This is a genomic window from Roseateles sp. P5_E11, assembly GCF_054049355.1.
Genome location: NZ_JBFUMO010000123.1, coordinates 1 through 12675, shown reverse-complemented (window position 1 = coordinate 12675; position 12675 = coordinate 1). Strand labels below are relative to the sequence as shown.

General features: G+C 66.2%; 11 protein-coding genes. 8 read left to right on the top strand and 3 right to left on the bottom strand.

The window, feature by feature from the left end; all coding sequences use genetic code 11:
- The 4 genes from ACXJKR_RS11705 to ACXJKR_RS11690 all read left to right on the top strand — a co-directional run.
- Positions 1–1126: O-antigen ligase family protein (locus tag ACXJKR_RS11705; protein WP_457322986.1), on the top strand; the 1126-nt coding region annotated here is incomplete at its 5' end.
- Positions 1127–1248: 122 nt separating this feature from the next.
- On the top strand, positions 1249–1743 hold the full coding sequence (locus ACXJKR_RS11700; RefSeq protein ID WP_457322987.1) for a sulfatase-like hydrolase/transferase: 495 nt from the start codon (positions 1249–1251) through the stop codon (positions 1741–1743).
- A 177-nt stretch (positions 1744–1920) separates the two neighbouring features.
- Positions 1921–3594, top strand: coding sequence for a phosphoethanolamine transferase (locus ACXJKR_RS11695; protein WP_457322985.1), 1674 nt, complete (start codon positions 1921–1923; stop codon positions 3592–3594).
- A 135-nt stretch (positions 3595–3729) separates the two neighbouring features.
- Positions 3730–5442, top strand: a complete 1713-nt coding sequence (locus tag ACXJKR_RS11690; RefSeq protein ID WP_457322984.1) for a Wzy polymerase domain-containing protein — start codon at positions 3730–3732, stop codon at positions 5440–5442.
- Here ACXJKR_RS11690 and moaC read toward each other — a convergent pair.
- Positions 5434–5934, bottom strand: a complete 501-nt coding sequence (moaC, locus tag ACXJKR_RS11685) for a cyclic pyranopterin monophosphate synthase MoaC (RefSeq protein ID WP_457322983.1) — start codon at positions 5932–5934, stop codon at positions 5434–5436. The genes ACXJKR_RS11690 and moaC overlap by 9 nt on opposite strands.
- A 74-nt stretch (positions 5935–6008) precedes the next feature.
- Here moaC and ACXJKR_RS11680 point away from each other — a divergent pair, with 74 nt between their 5' ends.
- A complete protein-coding gene (locus tag ACXJKR_RS11680; RefSeq protein WP_457322982.1) occupies positions 6009–7601 on the top strand; it encodes a M48 family metalloprotease in 1593 nt (530 codons plus the stop codon).
- Here the strand turns inward: ACXJKR_RS11680 and ACXJKR_RS11675 are convergent.
- On the bottom strand, positions 7598–8230 hold the full coding sequence (locus ACXJKR_RS11675) for a glutathione binding-like protein (protein ID WP_457322981.1): 633 nt from the start codon (positions 8228–8230) through the stop codon (positions 7598–7600). The two genes, ACXJKR_RS11680 and ACXJKR_RS11675, sit on opposite strands and share 4 nt — an antisense overlap.
- A 69-nt stretch (positions 8231–8299) precedes the next feature.
- On the opposite strand from ACXJKR_RS11675, the gene ACXJKR_RS11670 reads away from it, so the two are divergent.
- Entirely contained in the window at positions 8300–8929 is a 630-nt protein-coding gene (locus tag ACXJKR_RS11670; RefSeq protein ID WP_457322980.1) for a TetR/AcrR family transcriptional regulator, read from the top strand.
- A 150-nt stretch (positions 8930–9079) separates the two neighbouring features.
- Here ACXJKR_RS11670 and ACXJKR_RS11665 read toward each other — a convergent pair whose 3' ends face one another.
- Positions 9080–9436 carry a phage holin family protein gene (locus tag ACXJKR_RS11665; protein ID WP_235531772.1) on the bottom strand — a complete coding sequence of 119 codons (357 nt, stop codon included), beginning with the start codon at positions 9434–9436 and terminating at the stop codon, positions 9080–9082.
- 127 nt (positions 9437–9563) lie between these two features.
- Between ACXJKR_RS11665 and ACXJKR_RS11660 the strand changes: the two genes are divergently transcribed.
- Together ACXJKR_RS11660 and ACXJKR_RS11655 are read left to right on the top strand one after the other, a co-directional pair.
- Entirely contained in the window at positions 9564–10337 is a 774-nt protein-coding gene (locus tag ACXJKR_RS11660; protein WP_457322979.1) for an energy transducer TonB, read from the top strand.
- 97 nt (positions 10338–10434) lie between these two features.
- On the top strand, positions 10435–12675 hold a 2241-nt coding region (locus tag ACXJKR_RS11655), incomplete at its 3' end, for a TonB-dependent receptor (protein WP_457322978.1).

The window sequence follows — 12675 nt, the reverse complement described above, 5'->3', positions numbered from 1 at the left end:
GCTTTCGCTGTCCTTTTCGCTGTTCTTCCTGACGTTTGCCATAGCTGCTCTTCAAGAAGAAGTCGGGATGGAGAAGATCCTCCTTGCCATCGTCTCGTCGTGGCTGCTCTACGAGATCTTCTTCCTGTTGGCATGGAGTGCCAGCGCTCTCAATGGCGGTGTGGGCAACTTCTGGCTGATGGTTCCAGGCTTCGACAACCCGCGCTTCCTGAACCACGCCCAAACTCCAGCGCTGCCCCTTTTGATTGGCATCGCGAGCGACCGGAACAATTCCGTCAAGCTCAGGCGTTTTGGCTGGATTTCCGCCACCCTCAGCATCGCCATCCTGATTGGCCTGGCATCGCGGGCGAGCAGTGTCGCCCTGATGATCAGTGCGCTGGCGGTTGCCATCCTCTTTCGCCGACGGGGGGCAATCTACTTGAAGGGCGCCCTGATATCGTTGCTATCGGCATTGGTTTTCTACTTTTGCGTCTTCTACGCCCTGCCGCTACAGCTTGACGCAGCGGTGATGACGGCGCAGCACAGCGCGAATGACATGGTCAGCGATCATTCGCGCTTGTTTTTGTGGAAGATCGCCTTCGCGCAATTGGTCAATTCACCGTGGCTGGGCGTTGGCCCAATGCACTTTTCAGACTATGTCAATTTGCGTGGCGCCCATCCCCACAACATATACATCCAGGTTCTTGCTGAATATGGATTGCCGACGGCATTGCTGATATTTGGCTGGCTGCTGCATTTGCTGTGGAAAGGCATCGTGAGGCGACAGGCTTCCAAGTATGAGCTCAGCGTGGTTGATGTTTCGGTTGTGGCGGCTGTCATTGCCTTGGCTATCGACGGCTTTTTCTCCGGCAACTTCGTGATGCCGGTGTCACAGGTGTGGATATGCATCGCAGTCGCGCTGTTTGCGCGCGGTTCGGCGGCGGGCTCGGAGCCTGCACACGCAGCGCAGCAAGTAATACCGATGGCAGGCCGTCTCGTCATCTTTTCGTTCCTCATTTTTCAGGTCTGGTTTGCGTACCCGACCATCAAGGAATATGAAATGCCGCGCCCGACACTTGGGCTGCGCGCCCCATCCCCCGAATCTGAACCCAACAACCCGCGCTTCTGGCTCGACGGTTGGCTGTGAGGAGGCCTTCAAGCGTTCAAAATTCCATTCAAGTGCGTCTCTCGCAATAGCCCTGTCCCCGCGCGTGACATCCACTTCCGCCATGCCTTCCCCCCTTCTGTTGCTCCGTAGTGTGACGTTCGCTGCAGCCCGATGAGATTCCGGACATATGGAGCGCGGCCCTGCTGACCAAGCTGCTCAACGCCGATGACAACAGCGCGCTCTACACGGACTACGTGCTCGATGAGGCCATCGCCATGCTTGCCGAGACCGGTGCGGCCGCCAAGCTGCTCTATGCCGCCGATCATGGCGAGTCGATGTTCGACGGCAGTTGCGGCCGAGGTGGGCACGGTTTCGCCGCGGAAACCAACTACCGCGTCCCCATGGTGATCTGGGCCTCACCCGCATGGCGCGCCGCGCGCCCGGATGCGTTGGCCGCCATGGAATCGCACGCCAGCGCGCCTGTGAGTACCCTGTCCATTTTCGCGACGATGACTGGCTTGGCTGGCTTCGACACCGCGCTGCCCAACGCTCATGCCGACCTGAGCAGCGGGCGCTTGCGGCCCTCGAAGCGGCTCAACACGCACTTCGGTGACTTCGATCTCGATGTCAAGGGCAAGTCCTGCTCGACCCACTGACCGGCATCGGCGCATGGTGGCACTCGATGCGGTTTGTCTTTTCCCAATACCCCTTGCGCCCATGTCGCTAGACGCAAACCCTGCCACCGCAAACCGTGGTTCGCGTCCGCGCCTCGCGGTCGCCGAGTGAGAAATGTGTTGACGCCAAAAAGCCACCGGCTCATCTGGATGCTTGCGGTGAACTGGGCGCTGCTGCTGGCGCCGCCCATCGTGCTGGCCTGCGCGAGCGACATCGGCAAGTTCGGGCCCTGGGCGCCCATCTACAGCGTGACGCTGTCTGCACTGACGCTGGTGCTGCCAATGCTGCTGGTGCAAAGCTGGCGTTCACTGTTCCTGCTGCACCTGCCCCTGTTGTGCCTGTCGCCCCTTTTTGTCTGGTACGTGCTGAATTTTTCGGCCCCACCCGACGAAAACGCCTTCGCGGTTCTGCTGACAAGTTCGCGCGCGGAGTTCGGCAGCTTCGTGAGCCTATTCCACCTGCAGTTGCCCCTGTTGCTCTGCACAGGCGCGGTTGCGCTGTATGCGGCTATCGCCGCCAGCCTCGGGAGGCGGCCTATCCCGGCTGGCCTGCGTCGTGMCACCCGATGGCTGGCCTTGCCCATGCTGGCCCTTCTGCTGTGCATGCCCTCGCGAAGCTCGCGAGGCCTCGACGTCGACATGGGCGAAAACGCGCACAGCTACCTGACGTCCAGCTATCCGCTGGGCGGCCTCATCAGCGTGATCGGCGGGCTCGAAGGCAACGCCCAGGCCTGGGGATTCTTCGAACAACACGAGCCGTACAACGCCCGAGCGACTTTCTCCAGCGATGCGCCGCGCACGCACATCCTTGTCATCGGGGAGTCGGCCCGGGCCGACCGCTTTCATTTGCTGGGCTATCGGCGCCAGACCACGCCGGAGCTGGAGCGCCTGGACGGCCTGCTGGCCTTCACGCGCACCTACTCGACCAGCAATCTGACCTCGCTGGCTGTGCCGATGCTGATGACCGGAAGCGCGCCTGCCAGCTATTCGCCGCAGGCCATCCGCGGCAATCTGGTCGACCTGGCCAACGAAGCCGGCTACTTCACAGCCTGGCTGTCCAACCAGAGCATGGCGCTCTACAAGATCTTCCGGCCGCGACCACAGGTGTGGCGCCAGCCCGTCGACACGGACAACTGGGGCGACACCCATCCCACACCGGACGACGTGCTGCTCGCGCCACTGGATGACGTGCTGAAGAACGACAGTCCGCACAAGTTCATCGTGGTGCATACCTATGGCAGCCATTGGGACTACCTGCTGCGCCTGCCCGACGACGGCTTCTATTTTTCAGGCCGGGACCGCCAATCGGTGGCGGCCGCCATGAAGACCGATCTATCCGGCCGTGTCGCGGCGGATGTCTACGACGACACGATCCTGCGCACCGACTTCGTGCTGAGCCAGATCATTCAGCGCGCGTCGCGCCTCCCGGGCGAGGTCACCGTGACCTACATCCCCGATCATGGCGAGGCATTGATGGCCATGGAAGGCCGCGTCACACACGGGTTCAAAGAATTCAACGTCAGTGAAGTCCATATCCCGCTGCTGTTCTGGGCCAACGCTAAATTCAGGGCGGCCCACGCCGCACAGTGGCAAGCCTTGCAGGCGCACAGGGAACACGTCGTCAGCCAGGACGCGATCTTCCACACCGCCGCGTCTGTGCTTGGTATCGAGTTCCCCGCCCAGGACGCGAGCCGCGACCTGACGTCCAAGGCCTTCCGCCCCATGCCGATCCGGCAAGTTCAGTTCCGCATCGCAGGCACCGCGGAGAGGCGGCGACTGCCAGACGCCCTCGACTGGCCCCTGGCTTGCAAGGCGCTCGAGGCTTGCAACTGAGCAGCAGGCCACTTTTCGGCCTCAATCGTGTACACCACTGCGGCCATTTTGACGACTCCAACCGGGGCGCCTGGCAGCGCAGACCATCCTGAATGGCGCTACCGAGCGTGTCGCCCCATGCCATCATGCGCGCCCATGTCGTCCCAGACCACCGCCTCCGCCGACGCTAGTGCCGACGCCGCGCCGCTCGGCCTCGTTCTCGCCGCCGCGCTGCCACCGCTGCTGGCCTTCAACCAGACGCCTGCGGCCACGCTCTACAACCAGTTGCTGGCGCTTGCCGGCTGGGGGCTGGCCCTGGTGCTGTGGGCCCCTTCCACGCCAGGCTGGCGCGCCGGGCTGAAGAGTCCCGCCGCCATGGCGCTGGCGCTGCTGCTGGCCGCGCCGATGAGCTCCGTCGTGTGGCGCACGCTGCCGCCGTCGCTGGGCCTGAGCGCCACCGCCGTCATCGGCGCCGGCCTGGCCGTGCTGCTCGTGGCACAGGGGCTGTCGCACAAGTCCCGCCAGCTCGCCGCTGAGGCCTTCTGCTGGGGCCTGCTGGTCACGGGCCTTTTGACGGTCGTCGTCTGCATCGTGCAGGTCTTCCTGCCGGCAGTCGCCGATGGCAACTTCATCGCACGCTCCGGCGTGGTGGGCAGCGCGGTGGGCAATCTGCGCCAGCCCAACCACCTGGCCAGCCTGATGATGTGGTCGTCCATCGCCGCCGTCTTCATCACCGAGAAGCGCGGCTGGCGGATGGCATTGGCGCCGCTGCTGTTTGCCTTCACCTTCACTGTCGTGTTGAGCGCCTCGCGCACCGGCTATGCCGGCATCGCGTTGCTGGCCGTGTGGGGCGTGGTGGACCGAAAGCTGTCGCGCAGTGCCCGGCTGTGCCTGCTGGCCACGCCGCTGATGCTGGGCGTCAGCTGGTGGGGCATGTCGCTCTGGTCGGCCGAAAGCGGCCATGCCTTCCGCGCAGCCTCACGCCTATCGGAAGGCGCGGGCTCGCCGTCGCGACTGGCCATCCTGCGTGACGCCTGGGCTCTGACGAAGGCCAACCCGCTGCTGGGAGTTGGCTGGGGGGAATTCAACTTCGCTTGGAGCCTGACGTCCTTCCCGAACCGGCCCATCGCCTTCTTCGACCACACCCACAACATCGCGTCGCAGCTCGCCGTTGAGCTGGGACTGCCCTGGGCGGGCGCCGTGCTGCTGCTGCTGGCCTGGGCGCTGTGGAAGGCGTGGCGCAGTCCCTCCGAGAAGGTGGAAGACACGCCGCTGCGCCGCATGGCGCTGATGATCGTGCTGACCATCGCCCTGCACAGCCTGGTCGAGTACCCGCTCTGGTACGCCTATTTCCTGTTGCCGGCCTGCTTTGCACTTGGCCTCGCTCTCCCTGCCGAAGCGCCGGAAAAGCCGGCGGGCGCCATGCCCTGGCGGATGATCGGCGGCCTGCTGATTGCCGGCAGCGCCTTCGCGGTGTGGGACTACCAGCGCGTCGTCGCCATYTACACGCCCAGTGAGGATGCCATGCCGCTGGGCGCTCGCATCGCCGATGGCCAGCGCTCGCTATTCTTCAACCACCAGGCCGACTACGCGGCCGCCACCAGCCAACCCCCTGGGCCGCTCGCGCTGGAGGCTGCACGCCGCACGGCCTTCAATCTGATCGACGCGCGGTTGCTGATGCACTGGTCGCAATCGCTGGACAAGACCGGTGACCAGGAAGGCGCGCGCTTCCTCGCCGACCGCCTGCGCGAGTTCCGCAATCCGACCGGGGACAACTGGTTCGCCAACTGCGAGATCGCCGCCTCGGCGCCGACCATGCCGCAATGCCAGCCGGCATCGGGCGTCATCGACTGGCGGACGCTACGCTGAAGGCACCGGAGAATCAGCGGCGCGCCAGTCGCCGCTCTTGCCGCCCTGCTTCTGCAGCACCCGCACGTTGCCGATGACCATGCCGCGGTCCGCGGCCTTGCACATGTCGTAGATGGTCAGCAGGCCGACCTGCACGGCGCACAGCGCCTCCATCTCGACGCCGGTGCGGCCCAGCGTCTCGACCTGGGCGCGGCACAGCACGCGGCCGCCGGCTTCGTCCAGATCGAAGTCCACCGCAACGCGAGTGATCGGCAGCGGGTGACACAGTGGCACAAGGTCGGCGCAGCGCTTTGCGCCCTGGATCGCCGCGATGCGTGCCACGCCCAGCACATCGCCCTTCTTGGCCGTGCCGCTGGCGATCAATGCAAAGGTCGCCGGCTGCATGCGAATCTCGCCTGCGGCGACGGCGACACGGTGGGTCTCGGCCTTGGCCGACACGTCCACCATATGGGCCTGGCCCTGGGCGTCGAAGTGAGTCAGCGGGGTCGACATACCAAGAAACATTCAGGAAACCGAGTTGCAGGCATCATAGACAGCCGGCTCCCGCCGGCCGGAGTCTCTGTTCGATGAAGAAGTCACCCGCCTCCCGCGCCCTGCTGACCCTGCTTGCGGCCGCCTGCCTCATCACCACCAGCCCGATCCGGGCCCAGGTCAACCTGCCCGCCCTGGGTGACTCGGTCTCGCAGGATCTCGATGTCGTTGCCGAGCGGCAACTCGGTGAGCGCTACATGCGCATGATCCGCATCGACCCCGCGTGTGTGCAGGACCCCATCCTGCAGGAGTACATGGCCGGCATCTTCGAGCCGCTGGTGGCCGCGTCGCGCAAACTCGGCCATATCGGCGAAGACATCCAGACCCGCTTCGCCTGGGAAAGCTTCCTCGTCGAGGACAAGAGCGTCAACGCTTTCGCGCTGCCGGGCGGCTTCGTTGGCACCCACTTGGGGCTCATCGCGATGACGGTGTCACGCGACGAACTGGCCTCGGTGCTGGCGCACGAGATCTCGCACGTGACGCAGCGCCACATTGCACGCCGCATTGCCGGTGACTCCAAGAACAGCATGGTCGCCATCGCGGGCCTGCTGCTGGGCGTGCTGGCCGCGTCGCGCGGCAACATCGACCTGGCCAATGCCGGCATCGTCGGCGGCCAGGCGGCGGCCACGCAGCTGTCGCTGAACTTCTCGCGCGACATGGAGCGCGAGGCCGACCGCGTCGGCTTCAACGTGCTCGTCGAGGCCGGTTTCGCGGGCAGCGGCATGGTCAGCATGTTCGAGCGCATGGAGCAGGCCTATCACCTGATGGACAACGGCGCCTTCCCGTACCTGCGCTCCCATCCGCTGACGAGTGAGCGCATCGGCGACGCACGCACGCGCCTGGCCCTCGAACCTTTCGCGCGCCCGCGGGGCCTCGCCGAGCATGCGCTGATGGCAGCGCGTTCGCGTGTGCTGATGGACCCCCGCGTCGAGGCCTGGAAGGTACTGGAGAACTACGACGCCGGCGCCCGCAACATCCGCGAGAGCGGCGGCTACGAACAGCTCGGGGCGCGCTATGCCGCGGCGCTGGCGTCCATCAAGCTGCGCAACTTCGACCGCGCAGAGGCCACGCTGCGCAGTGCGGAGGTGACGTTGGAGCTCGTCAACCCCAGCCCCGCCGAGACGGTGGCCGCCAGGCGGCAACTGACCTATCTGCGTGCCGAGCTCGCGCAGGCCCGCGGCCGCCCGATGGAGGGCACCGCCGCGCTGGACACGCTGTCAGGCGAGAAATCCCGCCCCATGCTGATGCAGCGCGTGGGCCTGGCGCTGGCGGCCGGCCCGGGGTCGCCGACCCTGCGCGAGGCCGCGGATGCACTGCAGACCCATGTCAGCCTGGAGCCGCGGGACTCCCTGGCCTGGGCCCAGCTCGCACTGATCTGGCAGAAGCTGGGCCAGCCGCTGCGGGCCGTGCGGGCCCAGGCCGAGGTGCATGCCGCCGCCGGCGACTTGAACGGTGCCATCGACCGCATGCGCTCAGGCCTGCGCCAGTCACGCGGGCCGGATGCCGACCAGGTCGAAGCCTCCGTCATCGACGCCCGGCTGCGCGCCCTGGTCTATGAGCGCCAGTCGCTCCTGGGCGAGATGTACCGCGGCCGCTACATCCCGCCGGACGTCGAACTGCCAAATTAAGCGGCCTGCAAACGCTGCTCTTCCTGGTACAGCGCGAACTCCTCGCGCAGCGCCCGTGCCACCGCCTCGCGCTGGCCGATGCGGCGGTGATAGACCTTGACCGCGGGCCATCCGCCCAAGTCCACGCCGGCATAGGGCGCCCAGTTCAATACGACGGCGAGGTAGATGTCGGCGATGCCATAGCTGCCCTCCAGGTATTCGTGCTGCTGCAGATGAGCTTGCAGGACGCCCAGGCGCAGCGCCGCCTTGTCCATCGAATAGGCCTTCACGTCGGCGCTGGCCTTGGGATCGAGCAGCGGCACGAAGACGGCCTTGTGCAGTTCGGTGCCGATGAAGCCCAGCCATTGCCGCACACGGGCGCGCGCATCGGCTTCGGCGGGCAGCAGGCCCGCCGCCGGGAAGGCCTCGGCCAGATATTGCAGCACCGCGGCGTTCTCGTTCAGCAGCCAGCCCTCGGGGGTGCGCAGCGCCGGCACCTGCCCCATCGGGTTGACCTGCCAGTAGTCGCGGCCGTCCAGCGTGCGCTTGGCCTTGCCGTCCACCTGCGTGAAGCGCGCATCGGCACCTACTTCATACAGCACGGTGCGGCTCGCCAGCGAACAGGCCATGGGGGAAAAGAACAGCTCCATCAAGATCTCCAACAGTGTTTTTGTACTGTATTGAATAGAATTCACTGCCGTCAATGAATTTCATGCGCCGTGGTACAAAAATCTGAAGATGAGGCCAAGCCAACCCCGCGCCCTCGCGGGCGGCCACGCAGCTTCGACACCGAGGCCACGCTCGCGCAGGCCACGCTGGCCTTCTGGCAGCGCGGCTATGCAGCGACGTCGTTGGATGACCTGAGCCATGCCACCGGCCTGAACCGGCCCAGCCTGTATGGCGCCTTCGGGGACAAGCACGCCCTCTATCTGCTGGCGCTGCGCCTGTATACCGAGCAATCCAATGCCGCCATCGCCGCGGCGTTGGCGGACCGTTCGCTGCGCGATGGCCTGCTGCGCGTCTACGAGTTGGCGCTGCAGCTCTACTACCCGCCCGACGAGGCCGCGCGGGGTTGCCTGCTGATTGGCACGGCGGCCACCGAGGCGCCGCGGGACGAAGCCATTCGCCAGCAGCTCGGCGATTCGCTGCGCGGTTTCAACACCGCTTTCGAGGCGCGTCTGCAGCGGGCAGTGACCGACGGCGAGCTGCCGCCCGGCACCGATGTGGCGATGCGCGCCCAGCTCGCATCGGCGGTGCTGCATTCGATGGCACTGCGCGCCCGCGCTGGCGATGCGCGCGAGGACTTGGCCGGCTTCGCGGCGGCCAGCCTGGACTTCGTCTGCCGCTGAGTTTTCAGTTTGCGGGCCGAGCGCTGGGCCGCTCCCGAGCCGGCCCGCTGTGGCGATGTGCTTGCGGCTCAATGCTGCAAGCATCGCCGTCCCCTCGGGGGACCGATCAGGCCCGCCCGCGTTCAGCGGCGCGGGACTGGGCGAGGGGCTTCAGTCGCCAGGGAACACGCGCTCGACGACGACGTCGATGACCATGCCGCACAGGCTGTAGATCAGCGAGCCGATCAGCGCGGCGGCGAAGCCCGTCACGGCCAGGCCATCCAGCACCGTGGCGGCCATCCAGAACATCAGCGCGTTGATGATGAAGAGGAAGAGGCCCAGGCTGAGCACCGTCACCGGCAGCGTCAACAGCACGAGGATGGGCCGCAGCAGCGTGTTCAGCAAGCCAAGCACGAAGGCCGCGATCAATGCGGATGTGAAGCTCTTGACGATGACGCCGGGGTAGAGGTGAGCCACCAGCAGCAGGGCGCCAGCGAGCAGCAGCCAACGAACGAGGATCTTGGTCATGGCCGCGAGCATATCGGGCCACCGCCAGAGCGGTGTCGCATGACTGCAGCATCGCGACGCCGCATCAAATAGGAATCGTTCGCATTCGTGTTAAGATTTTTTCATCGAACACGGTCCTGTCTCGCTCGTGAAGCCCGCCCTCGCCTTTGTTGCCTCCAATCCGGCCCTTCCCGTGCCGGTCGCCGTCCCATCGCGGCCGGCGGTGGTGCTGCCGTTGCGAGTGCCGGAACCGCGGCTCAGCTTTGCCGAGATGGGGCGCCCGTCGCGCAGCCGGCGCCTGTTGCTGGTGGGCATCGCGGCGCTGCATCTGCTGGGGCTGTGGGGCCTGAGCCAGGTGCAGGATGTGCACCGCACGGTGGCACGCCTGGCACCCGTCGTCGTGCGCCTGGTGGCACCGGCCGAACCGCCCAAGCCGCTGCCACCGCCCCCGGTGGCGATGCCGGAGCTGAAGGCGCCGGCGCTGACGATGGTGGACCCGCCGTTGATCGCCGTCGCCGCCGCACCCGCACCCTCTCCTGTAGTCGCGGCCCTGCCGCCACCGCCGCCGGCGGTCATTCCGGTGCAGACGGCGCCAACGCCCGTCATTCCAATCACACCCCCACCGGCCCCCCAGATCAAGCAGATCCCCGCCAGTGCGGTGCGCTATCTGAAGGAGCCGCGCATGACGGTGCCGCTGATGTCCAAGCGGCTGCACGAGTCCGGCGTCGTGCACCTGCGCGTCATCGTCGACGTGCGCGGCCAGCCGCGTGAGATCACCCTGGCGAAGTCCTCGGGCTTCGCCCGCCTGGACGAGCAGGCGCTGCAGGACATGCGCAGTGCCCGCTTCGCGCCATACACCGAGAACGGGCAGCCCGTCGAGTGGGAGGTCATCGCGCCGATGTCCTACGAAGTCGACCGCTGACCCCACCTCCTTTCCCTGAGTAGCCATGCCGTGGGCGGCGCCTTGCGCCGCCGTGGGCAAAGCCATGCCCATTCAACACGATCCCTCGGAGAAATCCATGTCCCGCAAGAACAAATCGAACAAGTCGAAGACGCAGGCGCTGCTACCCCTGGGCGCGCTGGCCGCCGGCTTCGGCCTGGCCACGGCCACCCTGGCCCAGACCGCGCCCACACAGAAAGCGCCCGCCAAGGAAGAAAGCGTGCTGCCCACCGTGCGCGCCAAAGCCACTGCCGAGCCGCAAGGCAAGGACGGCTACCAGGCCACCGAGACGCGCATCGGCAAGGGCAAGCAGGACATCCGCGACATCCCGCAGTCCCTGACCATCGTCACCGAGAAGCTCATCGACGACCGCAACCTCGACAACGTCAAGGAAGTGCTGAAGAACACCGCCGGCATCACCTTCCAGGCGGCCGAAGGCGGCGAGGAAGACATCAAGATCCACGGCATCTCGCTGCAGAGCACCGGTGACATCTTCATCGACGGCATGCGCGACCCGGCCTTCTACGACCGCGACACCTTCTTCCTCGACAAGGTCGAGCTGCTGCGCGGCTCCGGTGCGCTGATGTTCGRCCGCGGCTCCAGCGGCGGCGCGGTCAACCAGGTCACCAAGCAGGCTGTGCTGGCCGACCAGAACGAGATCAACGTCGGCGCCTACAGCCACGGCGGCCTGCGCGTCACCGGCGACTTCAACAAGCGCAGCGGCGAGACGACGGCCTGGCGCATCGGCACCATGGTCAACCGCGCCGACAACGACGGCTCGGGCAACATGATCAACAAGGCCGGGCTGGCCGGCTCGGTGCGCACGGGCATTGGCGAAGACGACGAGTTCGCCCTCACGCTGTACGCCCTGGACAACAACAACGGCATGAACTACGGCATGCCGTGGATCAAGCCCACGCCCACCGCTCCGAGCAGCGCCACGACGCTGCTGCCGCTGGCACCGACCGCCTACTTCGGGCTGGCCAGCGACCGCAACAAGGGCACGGCCAACTACGTGATGGGCTCGCACACGCACCGCTTCAGCCCCAACGTCGAGCTGGTCACCAAGGCCCGCTATGCGTCCTACACGCGTGACCAGCGCGCCGGCACGGTGCGCTTCGCAGCTGCAGCCCTGCAGCCGGGCGGCATTGCCGCGTCACTGGCGACCTTCGGCCCCAACACCGTGCTGGCTCGCGGCACCCAGCTGAAGATCCAGGATCTGCAGACCATCACCGTGCAGAGCGACCTGAGCGCCAAGTTCAAGGCCGCCGGCATGGAGCACCATGTCATGACCGGCGTGGACTTCGCCCAGGAGAAGAAGCAGGTCTACAACGACAGCCCCGGCTTGACGGCAGCTCAGCGTGCGGCCTTCTACGCGGCGCTGGGCCTCACCAAGCCCAGCACGCTGGCCGGCACGCCCGACGATGGTGCCGGCATCGACGAGTCGCGCCGCCAACCTCTGAAGGCGAGCGAGTACACCTCCCGCTCTGCCGGCGCCTACGTGCAGGACATGGTGTCACTCACGCCGCACTGGAAGCTGCTCGCCGGCCTGCGCTACGACAAGCTCAAGGGCGACTACGACAACTTCAACTACAGCTACAACGCCACCGGCACGCCGGGCTACGACAAGATCGCTCGCTCAACGACCGACAGCTACCAGATGAACGTGTCGGAGTGGAGCAAGCGCGCCGCCGTGCTGTTCCAGCCGAATGCCCAGCTGTCCTTCCACCTGATGGGCGCGACGTCCTTCAACACCTCGGGCGACACCTACTCGCTGAGCGCCACCAACGCCAACATCCCGCCCGAGAAGTCGGTGAACATCGAGCTGGGCGGCCAGTACGACAGCGCCGACGGCAGGCTGACGACGCGTTTCGGCATCTTCCGCGCCACCAAGCTGCACGAGCGCAATACCGACCCGCTGAGCAATCTGGTCGTGCTGTCCGGCAAGCGCCACGCCCAGGGCATCGACGTCGACATCACCGGCCGCATCACGCCGGAATGGGAAGTCTTCGGCACCTTCACCTGGATGCCGACGGCCATCATCGACATCGGTGCCGAAGGCGCGGAAGGCGAGGGCACGCGCCCGTCGCTGACGCCGCGCTACTCCGGCAGCTTGTGGACGACCTACAAGATCACGCCGCAATGGCGCGTTGGCGGCGGCTTCAACGCTCGCAGCGGTCAGCAGCCCAACCGCAACCCCGGCTTCTACGCGCCCAAGTTCATCATCGGCAACCTGATGGCCGAATACACCGTCGTCGAGGACGCGCTGCTGTTCCGCCTCAACGTCGACAATGTGACCAACAAGCGCTACGCCGACACC